Origin of the sequence: Massilia agilis (assembly GCF_024756255.1) — a bacterium.
In the GTDB taxonomy this organism is placed as follows: Bacteria; Pseudomonadota; Gammaproteobacteria; order Burkholderiales; family Burkholderiaceae_D; genus Telluria; species Telluria agilis.
In genome coordinates, this window is record NZ_JANUHB010000001.1 from 142,451 (window position 1) to 158,350 (window position 15,900).

General features: G+C 66.6%; 19 protein-coding genes. 15 read left to right on the forward strand and 4 right to left on the reverse strand.

The window, feature by feature from the left end; translation table 11 throughout:
- Nucleotides 1–27 precede the first annotated feature (27 nt).
- Nucleotides 28–480, forward strand: coding sequence for a DsrE family protein (locus NX774_RS00610; RefSeq protein ID WP_258820218.1), 453 nt, complete (start codon nt 28–30; stop codon nt 478–480).
- 103 nt (nt 481–583) lie between these two features.
- Here NX774_RS00610 and NX774_RS23350 read toward each other — a convergent pair whose 3' ends face one another.
- Nucleotides 584–2,182: a methyl-accepting chemotaxis protein gene (locus NX774_RS23350; protein ID WP_307731079.1), complete on the reverse strand. Its 1,599-nt coding sequence runs from the start codon at nt 2,180–2,182 to the stop codon at nt 584–586.
- A 273-nt stretch (nt 2,183–2,455) separates the two neighbouring features.
- Here NX774_RS23350 and NX774_RS00620 point away from each other — a divergent pair, with 273 nt between their 5' ends.
- From NX774_RS00620 to NX774_RS00645, 6 genes are read left to right on the forward strand one after another with little or no spacing between them, the layout of a single operon-like run.
- Nucleotides 2,456–2,755, forward strand: a complete 300-nt coding sequence (locus NX774_RS00620; RefSeq protein ID WP_307731117.1) for an ArsR/SmtB family transcription factor — start codon at nt 2,456–2,458, stop codon at nt 2,753–2,755.
- A complete protein-coding gene (locus NX774_RS00625) occupies nt 2,752–3,180 on the forward strand; it encodes a YeeE/YedE family protein (RefSeq protein WP_258820220.1) in 429 nt (142 codons plus the stop codon). Before NX774_RS00620 ends, NX774_RS00625 begins: the two co-directional genes overlap by 4 nt.
- A 10-nt stretch (nt 3,181–3,190) precedes the next feature.
- Nucleotides 3,191–3,628: a YeeE/YedE family protein gene (locus NX774_RS00630; RefSeq protein WP_258820221.1), complete on the forward strand. Its 438-nt coding sequence runs from the start codon at nt 3,191–3,193 to the stop codon at nt 3,626–3,628.
- Nucleotides 3,625–4,422 (forward strand): sulfite exporter TauE/SafE family protein, encoded by a 798-nt coding sequence (locus NX774_RS00635; protein ID WP_258820222.1) that lies wholly within the window; start codon nt 3,625–3,627, stop codon nt 4,420–4,422. Before NX774_RS00630 ends, NX774_RS00635 begins: the two co-directional genes overlap by 4 nt.
- 32 nt (nt 4,423–4,454) lie before the next feature.
- Nucleotides 4,455–5,156: an MBL fold metallo-hydrolase gene (locus NX774_RS00640; RefSeq protein ID WP_307731080.1), complete on the forward strand. Its 702-nt coding sequence runs from the start codon at nt 4,455–4,457 to the stop codon at nt 5,154–5,156.
- Nucleotides 5,146–5,775 carry a class I SAM-dependent methyltransferase gene (locus tag NX774_RS00645; RefSeq protein ID WP_258820223.1) on the forward strand — a complete coding sequence of 210 codons (630 nt, stop codon included), beginning with the start codon at nt 5,146–5,148 and terminating at the stop codon, nt 5,773–5,775. Before NX774_RS00640 ends, NX774_RS00645 begins: the two co-directional genes overlap by 11 nt.
- On the opposite strand, the gene NX774_RS00650 is transcribed toward NX774_RS00645, so the two are convergent.
- Nucleotides 5,772–6,461 carry an SCO family protein gene (locus NX774_RS00650; RefSeq protein WP_258820224.1) on the reverse strand — a complete coding sequence of 230 codons (690 nt, stop codon included), beginning with the start codon at nt 6,459–6,461 and terminating at the stop codon, nt 5,772–5,774. The two genes, NX774_RS00645 and NX774_RS00650, sit on opposite strands and share 4 nt — an antisense overlap.
- A 3-nt stretch (nt 6,462–6,464) precedes the next feature.
- On the reverse strand, nt 6,465–7,760 hold the full coding sequence (gene mtoX / locus NX774_RS00655; protein ID WP_258820225.1) for a methanethiol oxidase: 1,296 nt from the start codon (nt 7,758–7,760) through the stop codon (nt 6,465–6,467).
- A 289-nt stretch (nt 7,761–8,049) separates the two neighbouring features.
- Here mtoX and NX774_RS00660 point away from each other — a divergent pair, with 289 nt between their 5' ends.
- From NX774_RS00660 to NX774_RS00685, 6 genes are all read left to right on the forward strand, one after another.
- Nucleotides 8,050–8,931 (forward strand): hypothetical protein, encoded by an 882-nt coding sequence (locus NX774_RS00660; protein ID WP_258820226.1) that lies wholly within the window; start codon nt 8,050–8,052, stop codon nt 8,929–8,931.
- A gap of 15 nt (nt 8,932–8,946) precedes the next feature.
- Nucleotides 8,947–9,357, forward strand: coding sequence for a CsgE family curli-type amyloid fiber assembly protein (locus NX774_RS00665; RefSeq protein ID WP_258820227.1), 411 nt, complete (start codon nt 8,947–8,949; stop codon nt 9,355–9,357).
- 18 nt (nt 9,358–9,375) lie between these two features.
- Complete coding sequence (locus NX774_RS00670) at nt 9,376–9,804, forward strand: curli assembly protein CsgF (RefSeq protein ID WP_258820228.1); 429 nt, start codon at nt 9,376–9,378, stop codon at nt 9,802–9,804.
- Nucleotides 9,801–10,685 carry a CsgG/HfaB family protein gene (locus NX774_RS00675; protein ID WP_258820229.1) on the forward strand — a complete coding sequence of 295 codons (885 nt, stop codon included), beginning with the start codon at nt 9,801–9,803 and terminating at the stop codon, nt 10,683–10,685. Before NX774_RS00670 ends, NX774_RS00675 begins: the two co-directional genes overlap by 4 nt.
- A 32-nt stretch (nt 10,686–10,717) precedes the next feature.
- Nucleotides 10,718–11,635: a hypothetical protein gene (locus NX774_RS00680; protein WP_258820230.1), complete on the forward strand. Its 918-nt coding sequence runs from the start codon at nt 10,718–10,720 to the stop codon at nt 11,633–11,635.
- A 112-nt stretch (nt 11,636–11,747) separates the two neighbouring features.
- A complete protein-coding gene (locus NX774_RS00685) occupies nt 11,748–13,127 on the forward strand; it encodes an amino acid permease (protein ID WP_258820231.1) in 1,380 nt (459 codons plus the stop codon).
- A gap of 57 nt (nt 13,128–13,184) precedes the next feature.
- On the opposite strand, the gene NX774_RS00690 is transcribed toward NX774_RS00685, so the two are convergent.
- Complete coding sequence (locus NX774_RS00690) at nt 13,185–13,472, reverse strand: hypothetical protein (protein WP_258820232.1); 288 nt, start codon at nt 13,470–13,472, stop codon at nt 13,185–13,187.
- 149 nt (nt 13,473–13,621) lie between these two features.
- Between NX774_RS00690 and NX774_RS00695 the strand changes: the two genes are divergently transcribed.
- On the forward strand, nt 13,622–14,854 hold the full coding sequence (locus tag NX774_RS00695) for a 3-methyl-2-oxobutanoate dehydrogenase (2-methylpropanoyl-transferring) subunit alpha (protein WP_258820233.1): 1,233 nt from the start codon (nt 13,622–13,624) through the stop codon (nt 14,852–14,854).
- Between the two features lie 41 nt (nt 14,855–14,895).
- Complete coding sequence (locus tag NX774_RS00700; protein ID WP_258821418.1) at nt 14,896–15,900, forward strand: alpha-ketoacid dehydrogenase subunit beta; 1,005 nt, start codon at nt 14,896–14,898, stop codon at nt 15,898–15,900.

Consider the following 15,900-nt stretch of genomic DNA (forward strand, 5'->3'; position numbering starts at 1 on the left):
CGCGACTCGACAATTGGAGAACAAACGATGACCAAGCCTTCGAACGAGCGCCGCACCCTCGTCACCCAGTCCCTCGCCGCAGCGGCCGCCGCTGCGCTGTGCGCCGGCGCTGCCGCCGCCGAGCCGGCCCGGGCCGGTGGCCCGTACAAAGTCGTGATCCAGGTGAGCGACGCCGACCCGCACAAGTGGAACCTCACGCTCAACAACGCCAGGAACGCCGCGGCCGACCTGGGCAAGGACACGGTGATCGAGATCGTGGTGCTCGGCCCCGGCATCGGCATGCTCAAGGCCGGATCGGAAGTGGCCGCGCGCATCACCGAGTCGGCGGCCGCCGGCATCAAGCTGGTGGCCTGCCAGAACACCATGCGCGCGATGCACCTGGAGCCGAAGGACATGCTGCCCGAAGCCGGCTACGTGCCCTCGGGCGTCGGTGAACTGATCCGCCGCCAGCACGAAGGCTACGCCTACCTGCGCTCCTGAGCGGGGTCCGCGTAGGGTGGGCAGGTTCTCCTGCCCACGCGTCCAGCTCAGGCCGGCATCGCCCGCGGCGCGTGCAACACCCCCAGGACAAGTCAAATCCGCGTCACGCCGCCGGCCCCGCCAGCAGCGCCCGTCCGGCCCGACCCGTCAAGGCCGGCGCCCGCACATCCTGCACCAGCCGGAACGTCCCCACCAGCGACAGCAGCGCTTCCGCCTGCTCCTGCATGGCCTGCGCTGCCGCCGCCGCTTCCTCGACCAGTGCGGCGTTTTGCTGGGTCACCGAATCCATCTGCGTGATCGCATGGCTGACCTGGGCGATGCCCGAGCTCTGTTCCTGCCCGGACTGCGCGATCTCGTGCATGATGGCAGAGAATCGCTTCACGCTTTCCACCACCTCTTCCATCGTGCTGCCGGCGGTGTGCACCAGCTTGCTGCCGTTCTCGACCTGGTGCACGGATTCGCCGATCAGCTCCTTGATCTCCTTGGCCGCCGCCGCGCTGCGCTGTGCGAGCGCCCGCACTTCCGACGCCACCACGGCAAAGCCGCGTCCCTGCTCGCCGGCGCGCGCCGCTTCCACCGCCGCGTTCAGCGCCAGGATATTGGTCTGGAACGCGATCCCATCGATCACGCCGATGATGTCCACGATGCGCTTGGCCGAGGCATTGATCGAACCCATGGTCTGCACCACCTCGGCCACCGCATCGCCCCCCTTGAGCGCGACCGCCGATGCGGACGCAGCCATGTCATTGGCCTCGCGTACATAGTCGGCGTTATGGCGCACCGTGACGGTCAGCTCCTCCATCGACGCGGCAGTCTCCTGCAGCGCGCTGGCCTGTTGCTCGGTGCGCGCCGACAGGTCGAGGTTGCCGGCCGCGATTTCGCCAGAGGCGGTGGTGATCGCATCGGTCCCTTCGCGCACCCTGCTCACCAGTTGCGCCAGTCCCTGCTGCATCTTGCGCATCGCGTACATGACGCTGGTGCGGTTATCCTCGTCGTCGATCTCGATGTGCGCCGTCAGGTCGCCCGCTGCGATCGCTGCCGCGACAGCAGCCGCGTAATCGGGCTCGCCGCCCAGGCGCCGCATGATGTCGCGCGCCAGCCAAAACGCGATCGCGCCTCCGGCCACCAGGGCGCAGGCAGCCAGCGCCAGGCTCCATGCCAGCAGGCGGTTGGTCTGCGCCGACAGCGCGGCCTTGCGCTCGCCCACCACCGCGCTTTTCATCTTGATCAGGTCCAGCAGCTCGGCGCGCATCTGGCGCCACAGCGGTGTTTCCTCGGCATTGAGCTTCTGGATGGCGCCAGGCTGGTCGTCCTTGGACATGGCCACCAGCGCGTCCTGCAAAGCGCGCTGGCGCTGGTGCATTTCGCCCAGCTTGGCCAGCGTGCGCGCCATGTCCGCATCGTTCGCCGCAAACCGCCCGGCCTCGTCCAGCGTCTGCCGGAAGCCCTTGCGCGAGTCTTCCAGGTTCTGGTACGCCTTGCGGTTGTCCGGCGCCATGACGATGTTGCGCAGCGCCTGCCCCATTTGCAGTCCCTGCGCATACAGCCCATTACTCGCCGTCAGGACCACCTGGTCCTGGTCGATGAATCGTTCGAACTGGCTGGTCGCGTTGCGCATGCCCCAGATGGCCACGCCGAGTGCAATCGAGAATACGGCGAACACCAGGCCCATGCCCAGCGCGATCTTGCTACGTAACTTCATTGACCACCTTTCATTAGCGAAACGCCGGGCGGCACAGCGCCTCCCGCACCCTCACGTGGAACTCTTGGTAAAAAGAACGCAGATATTACCTGCAGGAAACTAGTATGGACAAGGGGCGGACTTGTATAGTTGCCAACCTGCAACACGGAGCGAGCGGTCGCGTACAGACATACTCTATTGCACGATAGATTATCGTGCGATATACTGAGTGCCATGAACCATCCCGATCAGTGCGAGATTCCCGTGAATAAAGACACCCTCGACATCGACGCCATGCGCGCCGCGGCTGAACAGGCGCGCGGCCTGCTCAAGGTTTTGTCCAATCCCGACCGGCTCCTCCTGCTGTGCCAGCTCACGCAGGGCGAGCAGTGCGTGAGCGACCTCGAACAAGCCCTCGGCATCCAGCAACCCACCCTGTCCCAACAACTGGGCGTGCTGCGCGACGAAGCACTCGTGCAAACCCGGCGCGAGGGCAAGCAGATCTATTACAGCATCACCAGCCGCGAGGCGCAGGCCGTGATGCAGGTCCTCTACGACCTGTATTGCGGCGCCAACCAAGGAGCCAACAAATGAACATCGACTGGACGCACTTTACCCCGCTGGCCTCGCTCGCCGGCGGCCTGCTGATCGGCCTGGCGGCGGCGCTGTTCGTGCTGCTCAACGGCCGCATCGCCGGCATCAGCGGCATCCTGGGCGGCCTGCTCACGCGCCCGGCCGGCGACTCGGCCTGGCGCGTCGCCTTCCTGCTCGGGCTGGTGCTCGCCCCGGCCACCTATGCGCTGTTCCACGCATTGCCCCAGGCGCGCGTCGATGCCGGCACCGGCACGCTGATCGCCGCCGGCCTGCTGGTCGGCCTGGGCACGCGCTACGGCTCCGGCTGCACCAGCGGCCACGGCGTGTGCGGCCTGTCGCGCCTGTCGCCGCGCTCGCTGGTGGCCACCGCCGCCTTCATGCTGGCGGGCTTTGTCACCGTGTTCGTCATTCGCCACGTTTTTTAAGGAACCAGCCATGCAGATCCTGAGCGCATTCATCATCGGCCTTGTCTTTGGCATTGGCCTCATCGTCGGCGGCATGACCGACCCCGGCAAGGTGCAGGGCTTCCTCGACCTTGGCGGCAACTGGGACCCGTCGCTGGCCTTCGTCATGGCCGGCGCCATCGCGGTCGGCACGGTCGCCTTCCGCTTTGCCGGCAAGCGCGAACGCTCGATCCTGGGCGCGGCCATGCGCCTGCCCACCGCCCGCGACATCGACCGCAGGCTGGTGCTCGGCAGCCTGGCCTTCGGGGCCGGCTGGGGCCTGGCCGGCTACTGCCCGGGCCCGGCGCTCGCTTCGGTCACGCTGGGCGCGAAACCTGCGATCTTCGTGATCGCGATGATCGCCGGCATGGCGCTGTTCGAAGTGCTCGAGCGGCTGCCGCGCGCCGGCCGCGCAGCGACCCGGTCATGATCGCCCTCGTCCTCGGCCTGGTCGTCGGCATCATCCTCGCGCTCACCGGCGCGGGCGGCGGCATCCTGGCCGTCCCGCTGCTGGTGTTCGGGGCGCACATCGCGCTGGTGCAGGCCGCCCCGATCGGCTTGCTGGCAGTGGGCATGGCGGCGGCACTGGGCGCGCTGCTCGGGCTGCGCGCCGGCATCGTCCGCTACCGCGCCGCAGGGCTGGTGGCCGGAACGGGCATGCTGGCTTCGCCCCTGGGCCTGCTGCTGGCGCATCGCATCGACAACCGCTGGCTGAGCGTGCTGTTCGCCATCGTGCTGCTGTACGTGGGCTACCGCGCGCTGGCCAAGGGCCTGGGCCGCGGCCAGCAGCCGGCCGAACACCCGCACGCCGCGCGACCGTGCGTGCGCAACGCCGCCACCGGCCGCTTCATCTGGACCGCGCCGTGCGCCCGCGCGCTTGCCTTGTCCGGCGTGGTGGCGGGCCTGCTCTCGGGCCTGCTTGGCGTGGGCGGCGGCTTCGTGATGGTGCCGGCGCTGCAGCGCTACACCGACCTGGACATGCAATCGACGGTGGCAACCTCGCTGGCCGTGATCGCGCTGGTGTCGGCCACCGGCGTCGTCGCAAGCGCCATCGCCGGCCAGCTGGACTGGGCGGTCGCCCTGCCCTTTTCGGGCGGCGCGCTGGCCGGCATGCTGGGCGGGCGCGCCGTGGCCGCGCGGCTGGCCGGGCCGCACCTGCAGGCGGGCTTTGGCGCGATCTCGGGCGCGGTGGCGCTGGGCATGATCGCCAAGGCCGTCTGGTAAAAGCAGATTAGAATCAGGACTGAGGAGAGACCATGAACATCAACCCGATCCAGCTGTTCGATGCCGAGTCATCGACCTTCACCTACATCCTGTGCGGCCCGGACAGCCGCGAGGCGGTGATCATCGACCCGGTCGATCACAACCTCGAGCGCGACCTGGCGCATATCCGGCGCCTCGGCCTGACGCTCGCTTATGTGCTCGAGACCCACGCCCACGCCGACCACGTGACCTCGGCCGGCAAGCTGCGCGAGCTGACCGGCGCCAAGGCTTGCGTGCCGAGCGGCTGCGGCATTCCGCCGGCCGAAGTGCAGCTGAACGACGGCGACGTGATCCGCTTTGGCGCGGGCGAGACGATCTCGGTGCTGCACACGCCGGGCCACACTGCCGGCAGCATGAGCTACGTCTGGCGCGGCAACGTATTCACCGGCGATACCCTCCTCATCGACGGCTGCGGGCGCACCGACTTCCAGAGCGGCAGCGCCGACGCCCTGTACGACAGCGTGACGAACAAGCTGTTCGCGCTGCCGGAGGACACGCGCATGTGGCCGGGCCACGACTACAAGGGCCAGTCGGTCTCCACGATCGGCTGGGAGAAGCGCCACAACGCGCGCCTGGCCAACCGCAGCCGCGACGAATTCGCGCAGCTGATGGCCGCGCTCAACCTGCCGCGGCCCAAGCTGATCGACGTGGCCGTGCCTGCCAACCGCAACCTGGGGCTGTCCCATGGCGCATGACCGACAATTTCCGGAGCCGGCGGCCACCTGGGACCAGCGCTTCAGCCAGCCGGGCTATGTGTTCGGCACCGAACCGAACGCCTTCCTCGCCAGCCAGCGCGCCCTGTTCGAGCCGGGCAAGCGCGCGCTGGCCGTGGCCGACGGCGAAGGCCGCAACAGCGTCTGGCTCGCCCGGCAGGGCCTGGCCGTGGACGCATTCGACATCTCGCCCGTCGGTGTGGACAAGGCGCGCGAGCTGGCGCGCCAGGGCGGCGTAGCGGTCAATTACCAGGTGTCCGATTGCGACGGCTGGAACTGGGAGCCGCAGGCCTACGACTACGTGGTCGCGATTTTCATCCAGTTCGCCGATCCGGCAATGCGCGAGCGGCTGTTCGCCAACATGGCGCGCGCGCTCAAGCCCGGCGGCTACCTCGTCCTGCAGGGGTACACGCCCAAGCAGCTGGACTACAACACCGGCGGGCCCGGCATCCTCGAGCACCTGTACACGCCCGCGCTGCTGCGCGAAGCGTTTGCGGACCTGGAGATGGTCGAGCTGCGCGAGTATGAGGCGCAGCTGAGCGAAGGCTCGCGCCACATCGGCCCGTCGGCCCTGATCGGCATGGTGGCGCGCCGCCGCTAGCGCTCCATCGCCAGCGTGCGGATATCGTTCACCAGCACGTCGGGATGGAGGAACGAGGTCGAATAGATCTCGCGCACGTAACCGCGCCGGTCCAGCAGGTACACCTTCAGCACGTGGCTGAAGACCGGCGCGCGCTGCCCCGGCGGCTGCATGGCCAGCCGCACATCCTGCCCGAACCCGTCGAGCATCGGCGCCAGTTCGCGCCCCGAACGCGCCGTCAGGAAGTACCAGCGCAAGGGGCGCCGGTCGCGCGCATCCTCGCCGCCATAGCTGCGCATCGCGGCCGGTGTGTCGTACTCCGGGTCAAAGCTCATGCTCACGAATCGCACCTGCCCTGCCAGGACCGGGTCGGCAAGCAGCGCCTGCTTCACGCTGTGCATCGTCGCGTAGGCCAACGGGCAGCCGCGCGCGTCGGTGCAGTAGGTGTAGATGAACGAGAACAGTGTCACCTTCCCGGTGGTGAACTCGGAAAGCCGGCGCACCGCGCCGTCGCTGTCCAGCACCACGCCCTCCGGCGCGCGCATGATGCGTTCGAGCCGGTAGCTGCCGGGCGGCGGCAGCATCAGCGCCAGGCCAGGCGTGGCCGCCTGCGCCGGTGCGCAGCTTTCCGTGGCCGCGCGCAGCAGCCCGAGCGCGAGGGCGGCGCGCCCGGCCAGCACCGCGCGGCCCAGCCTGCGCCCGGCCATCACCTACTCCCGCGCCGCGGCCACCCGCTGCGACGCGGCGGCGCCGAACTTCATGTGGTGCGGCCGGCCCAGCCCGAGTTTGGCGAAGTCGAGCTGGAACACTTCCTTGAGCTCCTTGCCATCCCACGCATACAACTTGACGAACTGCTCGTTGTCCGCGCCCTTCTTGTCCCAGTTGGCCAATAGCGAGCTGCTCACGTACAGGCGCTTGCCGTCCCAGCTTTGCGACAGCATGTTCACCTGCGAGCCGGTGTGCTTGGCATAGTCCTCCTTCGGCGCCTCGGGGTTCGACAGGTCGAAGTGGTGCGTGGTCCCGTCCATGAAGGTGTTCACCCACAGCCCCTTGCCGTCGGCCGACAGCGACAGGTCCACCGGCAGCGGCGTCTTGGCGGGGTCGCCGATGGTGGCCACTTCCCTGGCCTGCCACTGGCCCTGTGCGTCCTTCTTCACCAGCCACAGCTTGGACGTGAGCGCGGTCGCGGTCACCGCCCAGCCGTCGCCTTCATGCTGCGACCAGCGGATTTCCAGCGGCGCGCCCGGCACCTTGAACACCTTTTCGGGCTTCATCGCCTTCAGGTTCCACAACACCATCGTGTTGCCGAAGTTGCCCATCGCGGTCTTGTTCTTGATGAGCGTGCCCAAGTCCATCATGTAGTTGGTGTGGCCGGTAAAGCTGGAGGTGAGCATCGCGTTCTTCGCCGGGTTGATCGCAATGTCATAGCCATAGCCGTCGCCGCCCATGCTGGTGGGCAGCGGATACTTGGTGATGTATTCGCCCTTGTTGTTGTACAACGCCATTCCGGTGACGCCGCCGTGGTCCTTGGTGTTCGACAACGCCCCGACCAGCATCCGCCCCGGCAGCGCGTAGAACGTGTGCGGGCCAACGTAGCCGCTCCTGGCGGGCAGGTCGGTGATGGTCTTCACCAGTTTTGGTTTGGCCGGGTCGGTGTGGATGTCGAAGACGTGGATCTTGCTGTCGTCCAGCCCACCCGCCCACAGGAAGCGGCGGTCGTCGGTGAAGCCTGCATGGTGCGCCTCGCCGCGCCCGCCGACGGGCAGCTGGGCGATCACCTTGCCGAACTGCTTCGAGCGCGGGTTCACGTCCACCGTCACCAGCTTGTCCGACCCGTCACCCATCCCGGGCACGCCCAGCGTCCACACGTACAGGTAGTCCTCCTGCCCCTTGATCAGGTTGGACAGGTAGGGGGAATTGCAGGTCTCGTCGGCCCGCGCTGGATGCATGCTGGCGGCGACAGCGAAGGTCATGAGGGCTAAGGCGGCACGGGATGTCGGGCGCACGGCAGTCTCCTTGGTGAACGACGGCGGCCTGGGCTGGCACGCCGAACGGGTATCCCGGCATTGTTTCCGAGGCGCCCAAGTGCCAGTTGAGATAAATCAAAACGTGTAGACGATATGGCACCCCGCGTTGTTGCGCTACGTCATATGGTCAACTCAGCCGTTCTTAAGCTGCGCCAAGCGGCGTTGCGTTGGCCTCGCCAATACTAGACAAGGCGACAACCGTATGCCATTGATTATTCAGGGAAAAATGCGATCGCGAAACAATTACCCTCCTGCAAGGAGCACCACCATGAAACGTCCACTTCAAGTACTCGCTCTCGCCACCGCGGCGCTGCTGGCGCTGCCGGCGCTCGGCCAGCAAACCGCGTCCATCGATCAGCAAGGCAGCAACAGCACCGCAACAATCAAGCAGGACAACCTTCCCGTAGGCGCCAACGCCCAGATCACGCAAGGGCGGGGCTCAGGCAGCCTGGCCATCATCGAGCAGGCCGGAGAAAAAGCCGACGCCTCGATTGACCAGGCCGGCGACAACCAGGCTGCGCGCATCGTGCAGAACAATGCTGGCGGCAGCGCCACCATTTTTCAGCGCGGGGCCGGAAACTCCGCGGACGTGGCGCAGAAAGTCATCGGCGGCACCGCCAAGGTCCGACAAGAAGGCACGGGCAACTCCGTCACGATCGCCCAGGGTGTGCCCGACGCTTTCGCCGATGTCACACAGCTGGGGACCAACAACAAGGCCAGCATCAACGAGCCGAGCGGAACGATACTCGGCTCCACGGTCTTCCAGAATGGCACCGGCAACGTGGCCGACATCGATCTCTCGGGCGACGAAAACCAGGCGGGCGGCAGGCAGGTGGGTAACGACAACTCGATGGCAATCAACGTGCACGGCGGCTCGCGGCTGTCCGGCATCGTCGACCAAACCGGCAGCAACAACGTCGCCGAGATCGACCTGACCGGCACCACCAGCGCCGCACAAATCTCGCAGACCGGCACCGGCAACAAGGCCTTCATCACGTCGGCCGGTGACGGCAACTTCGCCACCATCGTACAAGGCGGGCGCAACAATTGGGCCAAAATCGATCAGCTTGGCAATGGCCTGACTGCCACGATTGCGCAGAACAACCTCCTCCCGGGTGGCGGCAACTACGCCCGCATCGTGCAGCGCTAATACCGGGGACGGCAAATGTGGCGTGTCGCGGTCAACACAATTGCCGCCGTGGCCTTGCTCTTCGCCAGCGTGGCCACTGCAGGCTATGTCGCTGCGCAAGATCCTGTCGAAGGCATCCTCGTCAACCAGACGGTCACGGTCGCCGGGCAGGAGTTCCACGCAGCCTTTGCCGCGATGTGGGCGGACAAGCCGGGCGTGGCCGGCTATGCCGTCCTCGTGCGCGAGCGTCCCTCCGCGGCGCGCGGCACCACCATCGAAGTCGAGCACGCCGGCCGTCTGCTGTTTCGCGCCTTCCTGCCGCCCACCCGCGCGCAGGTGCGCCCGCTGGCCGCGCAGGCGGTGGACGCGGCCTACGAAGCGGCGCTCGCCAGCCAGGTCCAGCCTCTGTTGCCAGCCGACGGCGACCTCGCGCCCGACGAAATCTAGCAGCAACAAGGAGTTCACATGGCCAGACACTTGTACCTCGCAGCCGTGCTCAGCGCTTGCGCGGCCGTCCTCCCGGCCGGCGCAACCGAGCTGGTGTACACGCCCGTCAACCCCGCATTCGGCGGCAGCCCGCTCAACGGCCCTGGACTGCTCGCCGGCGCGCAGGCCACCAACAAACACAAGGACCCGCTCGCCGCGCGCAATTCGCTGCTCGACAAATCGCCGCTCGAACAGTTCACCGACATGCTGGAACGTTCGATCCTCGGCCAGCTGTCGGCGGCGGCAATGTCGGGGGTGATCGGGCAGAACGGCAAGCTTCAGCCGGGCACGGTGGACACGGGCAACTTTCGCATCACCATCGTCGATTCCGGCGGCGGCGTGCTGACCATCACCACCACCGACAAGACCACCGGCGCCTCGACGACCTTCCAGATAGGTGGACAATGAAATCCGCTCGCCCCGCCATCAGGCTTTTCGCCGCGCTCTCCGGCGCATTGGTGTGCGTCACGCTGACCGGCTGCGCCCACGCCCCGTCCGCGGCCAAGGCTGGCGCGCGCCTGACCCCGGCCACCACCGTCACCCGCGACCTGGCCCGCCTGCCGCCGCCGCGCGGCAAGATCAGCGTGGCCGTGTACGGCTTCCGCGACCAGACCGGCCAGTACAAGGCGGCCCCCGACAGCTCGTTCTCCACCGCCGTCACGCAAGGCGCGGCTTCGCTGCTGCTCGGCGCCTTGCAGGCGTCCGGCTGGTTCACCCCGGTGGAACGCGAGAACCTGCAGGACCTGCTCACCGAGCGCAAGATCGCGCGCGCGCTCGAGTCGCCCAAGGAAGCGAACGCCGCGCCGGCGCCGGTCGCGATGCCGCAGCTGGTGCCCGCGGCCATCCTGGTCGAGGGCGGCATCACGGCCTACGAGACCAACGTGCGCACCGGCGGCGTTGGCGCCAATTTTCTTGGCATTGGGGCCTCCTCGCAGTACCGCGTGGACCAGGTGACCGTCACCCTGCGCAGCGTGGACGTGCGCACCGGCGAGGTGCTGAACTCCGTTTCGACCACCAAGACCATCTATTCGTACGAGCTGCACCCGAGCGTCTTCAAGTTCGTCAACTTCAAGGACCTGGCCCAGTTCGAGGCCGGCACCACCCGCAACGAGCCGGCCCAGCTGTGCGTGCGCGAGGCGATCGAGGCGGCGGTCGTGCACCTGGTCGTGCAGGGGCTGAAGGACGGGCGCTGGCAGCTCAAGGACGAGAAAGACTGGTCCAACCCGCTGATCGAAACCTATTTGAACGAGGAAGGCGCGCCGGCGGACCGCGGTGCGCGCAAGAGCTGATCCTTCATCACTTTCACCACTGGAGACCGACCATGAAGCAGCCATTCGCCGCACTTGCATGCACCGTCCTGGCCCTGAACGCCCTGCCGGCCATCGCTTCGGACAATTCGTCCATCACCCAACAGGGCAGCCTGAGCACTGCCAAGATCACGCAGGGCCGGTTTGTCGTCTCGTTCGAGAGCACCGCCGACATCCTGCAGGGAATCGGCACCAACAACTATGCAGCCGTGGAGCAGACCGGCTACGAAGCGCACGCGGCCGTCACCCAATACGGCAACAACCAGATCGCCCGGGTCAAGCAGGACACCGACGGCTCGCATACGACGATCGTGCAGCGCGGGTCGGACAACGTGGCCGACGTGGACCAGAGCGGGATACACGAACTCCACATCAACATCGAGCAGGATGGCCTGCGCAATATCACCTCCGTCAACCAGAACAACACCATCGGCGCCACCGCCGAGGTGCGCCAGACCGGCAACGACAACGTCGCCACGATCAACGAACCGAACAACATCGACCCGCGCGCGACGATTCACCAGAACGGCTCGTCAAACTTTGCCACCATCGACCTGCCAGCCAACTCGAGCCAGGCGACGGTCAAGCAGGACGGCGTGGGCAACGTGGGACGGATCACCGAGCAAGGCTCTTCCAACTCGGCCACGATCGACCAGGCCGGCAACAACAACGTCGCCACCATCGACGTGACGGGCAGCTTCGTCGATGCGACCATCATCCAGCACGGCAACCACAACACCGGCCGCATCACCTCGGTGGGTGACGGCTTCTCGGCCGACCAGACCAACACGGCGACCATCCGCCAGGGCGGCCACGACAACCTGGCCACCATCACCCAGACCAGCGCCGGCACCGCCGGGTACACCGCCACCATTGCCCAGAACTTCACCACGCCCGGCTACGGCAACGTGGCCTCGATCCTGCAGCGCTAAGCATCACGCATGGCGGCCGCGCCCCTTCCAGCGGGGGGGCGGCCGCTTTCGCTACCCGCTCGGCCCGCGCGTGCTTTAGAATCCGAACCTTCAGCTATTGCCGAGGGTGAATATGTCAGAACCAAAAGAAGGACTCAAACGCGGGCTCAAGAGCCGCCATATCCAGCTCATCGCCCTCGGCGGCGCGATCGGCACCGGCCTGTTCCTGGGCGTGGCGCAAACGATCAAGATGACCGGCCCCTCGGTGCTGCTCGGTTACGCGATCGGCGGCATGATCGCCTTCCTCATCATGCGCCAGCTCGGCGAAATGGTGGTGGACGAGCCGGTGGCCGGGTCGTTCAGCTACTTCGCCAACAAATACTGCGGCCATCTGGCCGGCTTCGTCACCGGCTGGAACTACTGGGTGCTGTACGTCCTGGTCAGCATGGCCGAGCTGTCGGCGGTCGGCATCTACGTGCAGTACTGGTGGCCGGGCATCCCGACCTGGGTCTCGGCGCTGGCGTTTTTCGCCGTCATCAACGCCATCAGCCTGTTCAACGTAAAAGCGTTCGGCGAAATGGAGTTCTGGTTCGCCCTCATCAAGGTGGTGGCGGTGGTGGGCATGATCGTGTTCGGCCTGTGGCTGCTGCTGTCCGGCGGCGCCGGTCCGCAAGCCAGCGTAACGAACCTGTGGCGCGATGGCTTCTTCCCGGGCGGCGTGGGCGGGCTGGTGATGGCGATCCCGATGCTGATGTTCTCCTTTGGCGGGCTGGAGCTGATCGGCATCACCGCCGCCGAGGCCGACGACCCGTCGCACTCGATCCCGCGCGCGACCAACCAGGCCATCTACCGCATCCTGATCTTCTACATCGGCGCGCTGGGCGTGCTGCTGTCGCTGTACCCATGGCAGAAGGTCGCGGCCGGCGGCAGCCCCTTCGTGCTGATCTTCCATGCGCTCAACAGCGACATGGTTGCCAACCTGCTCAACATCGTGGTGCTGACCGCGGCCATGTCCGTGTACAACAGCGGCGTGTATTCGAACAGCCGCATGCTGTATGGCCTGGCCGCGCAGGGCAATGCGCCGCGCGCGCTGCTCCGCGTGAACGGGCGCGGGGTGCCGGTGCTGGCGCTGGGCGTGTCCGCACTGGTCACCGGCATTTGCGTGTGCCTGAACTACTTCATGCCGGGCGAAGCGTTCGGCATGCTGATGGGGCTGACCGTGTCCGCACTGGTCATCAACTGGGGCATGATCAGCTGGATCCACCTGCGTTTTCGGGCCGCCAAGCGCGCGGCTGGCGCGGCCACCGGCTTCCCCAGCCCGGCTGCGCCGCTCACCAACTACCTGTGCCTGGGCTTCCTGGCCGCGATGCTGGTGATCATGTGGATCACGCCCGAGCTGCGCGTGTCCGTCATCCTGATCCCGGCCTGGCTGGCGGTGCTGGGCGTTGGCTACTGGCTGCGCCAGCGCAGCGTGGACACCGCACCGGAACGCGTCAGCGCGGACGTCAGTTGAACGCGTGGGCGGGAAACCCGCCCACCCTACGAAACCAACGTCCAACGCCTGCTGGCATTACCGCGCCTTCCGCTTCGACGTTTCCGTACGCGCGTAGTACCCCGGCGGCTTCTTCGCCACCCACTCGATAAACGTACGGATATCCTCATGCGCGCGCAACGCTTCCCAGCTGTGGAAGCGGTCGCGCAGCTCCTTCTCGGTGAACACCGAATGGATTTTCCGGTGGCAGATCTTGTGCACCGGGAACTGCTCTTTTCCCTTGTAGGTCTTCGGCACCAGGTGGTGCCGGTCGATGTTCTCCGTCCCCAGGGCACGCCCGCACAGCGGGCAAATCGGCTCGTTCATGCAGCAACTTTACCGCGATCAGGCCGCGCACGCCCTGGATGCATGCTGCATAGCAACATGAAAATATCTGCGATATCGCCACTCGTGCGCTGCTGGACGCTTTATCATCGCGCTTGCCGCAAGTCACCTCACAAGGGAGAAGCGTATTTATGAGCCAGAGTAAGCCTCTGTCGCTGCATGTACCGGAGCCATCCGGCCGGCCCGGCTGCAAGACTGATTTTTCATACCTGCAGGTCAGCCCCGCGGGATCGGTGCGTCGTCCACCCATCGACGTACTGCCATCCGAAACGGGCGACCTTGCCTCCACCATGATCCGCGTGCTCGACGACGACGGCAATGCCGTCGGACCCTGGGCCCCGGACCTCGACCGTGAAACGCTGCGCTTCGGCCTGCGCACGATGATGAAGACGCGCATTTTCGATGCGCGCATGGTCATCGCCCAGCGCCAGAAGAAGCTGTCGTTCTACATGACCTCCCTTGGCGAGGAAGCGATCGGCACCGCCCATTCGCTTGCGCTCAAGGACGGCGACATGAACTTCCCGACCTACCGCCAGCAAAGCCTGCTGATGGCGCGCGAGTACCCGATGAAAGACATGATCTGCCAGCTGCTGTCCAACGAGGCAGACCCCATGAAGGGCCGCCAGCTGCCGGTGATGTACTCGGTACGCGAAAAGGGCTTCTTCACCATTTCGGGCAACCTGGCCACCCAGTACCCGCAAGCGGTCGGCTGGGCCATGGCCTCGGCCATCAAGGGCGACACAAAAATCGCATCGGCCTGGATCGGCGACGGCGCCACCGCCGAATCGGACTTCTACACCGCCCTCACCTTCGCCCACGTGTACAACGCGCCGGTGATCCTGAACGTGGTGAACAACCAGTGGGCCATCTCCACCTTCCAGCACATCGCTGGGGGCGAGAGCGTCACCTTTGCCACCCGCGGTGTGGGCACCGGCATCGCCTCGCTGCGCGTGGACGGGAACGACTTCCTGGCCGTGTACGCGGCCTCGTGCTGGGCTGCCGAGCGCACCCGCGGCGGCCATGGTCCGGCCCTGATCGAGTGGGTCACCTATCGCGCCGGCCCCCATTCCACTTCCGACGACCCGTCGCGCTACCGCCCCGCGGACGACTGGTCGTGGTTCCCGCTGGGCGACCCGATCGCCCGCCTGCGCAAACACCTGACCAACAAGGGCTGGTGGAGCGACGAGGAACATGACAAGGTACAGGCCGAACTGGAAGCCGAAGTGCTCGCCGCCCAAAAAGAGGCCGAGCAGCACGGCACCCTGATCGACGGCCGCGTGCCGAGCGCCGCAACGATGTTCGAGGACGTGTACAAGGACATGCCCGAGCACCTGCGCCAGCAACGCCAACAACTGGGAGTGTGAACGTGGCACGCGACGATGACAAACCAAGCAAGGTCGTGCCGATGACGATGATCCAGGCGCTGCGCAGCGCCATGGACGTGATGCTCGAGCGTGACAGCAATACCGTAATCTACGGCCAGGACGTGGGCTACTTCGGCGGCGTGTTCCGCTGCACCGACGGCCTGCAGGCCAAGTACGGCAAGACCCGCGTGTTCGACGCGCCGATCTCCGAAGGCGGCATCGTGGGCACTGCGGTCGGCATGGCCGCCTACGGCCTGCGTCCGGTGGTGGAGATCCAGTTCGCCGACTATTTTTATCCGGCGACCGACCAGATCGTGTCCGAGGCGGCGCGCCTGCGCTACCGCTCGGCCGGCGATTTTTCGGCCCCGCTCACGATCCGCATGCCCTGCGGCGGCGGCATCTACGGCGGCCAGACCCACAGCCAGAGCCCGGAAGCGTTCTTCACCCACGTGTGCGGCCTGCGCACCGTGATGCCGTCCAATCCGATCGATGCCAAGGGCCTCCTGATCGCCTCGATCGAGAACGACGACCCGGTGATCTTCCTCGAACCCAAGCGCCTGTACAACGGTCCCTTCGACGGCCACCACGACCGTCCGGTGGTGCCATGGTCCAAGCACCCGATGGGCGAAGTCCCCGAAGGCTACTACACGATCCCGCTCGACAAGGCAGCTGTGTTCCGTCCCGGCTCGGACCTGACCGTGCTCACCTACGGCACCATGGTCTGGGTGTCGGAGGCTGCCGCCAAGGAGACCGGCATCGACGCCGAGATCATCGACCTGCGCACCCTGTGGCCGCTCGACCTGGAGACCATCGTCGCCTCGGTCAACAAGACCGGCCGCTGCGTGGTCGTGCACGAAGCCACGAAGACCAGCGGCTTTGGCGCCGAACTGGCCGCGCTCGTGCAGGAACACTGCTTCTATCACCTCGAAGCGCCGATCGAGCGCGTGTGCGGCTTTGATACCCCGTACCCGCACGCTCAGGAGTGGGCGTACTTCCCGGGCCCCGACCGCGTGGGCGCGGCATTCAAACGTGCGATGGAGAGGTGA

Coding starts and splice junctions, on each gene's coding strand:
- NX774_RS00660 (WP_258820226.1), top strand. CDS start 8,050: ATGAAACGTCCACTTCAAGTACTCGCTCTCGCCACCGCGGCGCTGCTG.
- NX774_RS00630 (WP_258820221.1), top strand. CDS start 3,191: ATGCAGATCCTGAGCGCATTCATCATCGGCCTTGTCTTTGGCATTGGC.
- NX774_RS00665 (WP_258820227.1), top strand. CDS start 8,947: ATGTGGCGTGTCGCGGTCAACACAATTGCCGCCGTGGCCTTGCTCTTC.
- NX774_RS00645 (WP_258820223.1), top strand. CDS start 5,146: ATGGCGCATGACCGACAATTTCCGGAGCCGGCGGCCACCTGGGACCAG.
- NX774_RS00635 (WP_258820222.1), top strand. CDS start 3,625: ATGATCGCCCTCGTCCTCGGCCTGGTCGTCGGCATCATCCTCGCGCTC.
- NX774_RS00620 (WP_307731117.1), top strand. CDS start 2,456: ATGCGCGCCGCGGCTGAACAGGCGCGCGGCCTGCTCAAGGTTTTGTCC.
- NX774_RS00670 (WP_258820228.1), top strand. CDS start 9,376: ATGGCCAGACACTTGTACCTCGCAGCCGTGCTCAGCGCTTGCGCGGCC.
- NX774_RS00610 (WP_258820218.1), top strand. CDS start 28: ATGACCAAGCCTTCGAACGAGCGCCGCACCCTCGTCACCCAGTCCCTC.
- NX774_RS00690 (WP_258820232.1), bottom strand. CDS start 13,472: ATGAACGAGCCGATTTGCCCGCTGTGCGGGCGTGCCCTGGGGACGGAG.
- NX774_RS23350 (WP_307731079.1), bottom strand. CDS start 2,182: ATGAAGTTACGTAGCAAGATCGCGCTGGGCATGGGCCTGGTGTTCGCC.
- NX774_RS00675 (WP_258820229.1), top strand. CDS start 9,801: ATGAAATCCGCTCGCCCCGCCATCAGGCTTTTCGCCGCGCTCTCCGGC.
- NX774_RS00685 (WP_258820231.1), top strand. CDS start 11,748: ATGTCAGAACCAAAAGAAGGACTCAAACGCGGGCTCAAGAGCCGCCAT.
- NX774_RS00695 (WP_258820233.1), top strand. CDS start 13,622: ATGAGCCAGAGTAAGCCTCTGTCGCTGCATGTACCGGAGCCATCCGGC.
- NX774_RS00700 (WP_258821418.1), top strand. CDS start 14,896: ATGACGATGATCCAGGCGCTGCGCAGCGCCATGGACGTGATGCTCGAG.
- NX774_RS00680 (WP_258820230.1), top strand. CDS start 10,718: ATGAAGCAGCCATTCGCCGCACTTGCATGCACCGTCCTGGCCCTGAAC.
- NX774_RS00625 (WP_258820220.1), top strand. CDS start 2,752: ATGAACATCGACTGGACGCACTTTACCCCGCTGGCCTCGCTCGCCGGC.
- NX774_RS00640 (WP_307731080.1), top strand. CDS start 4,455: ATGAACATCAACCCGATCCAGCTGTTCGATGCCGAGTCATCGACCTTC.
- NX774_RS00650 (WP_258820224.1), bottom strand. CDS start 6,461: ATGGCCGGGCGCAGGCTGGGCCGCGCGGTGCTGGCCGGGCGCGCCGCC.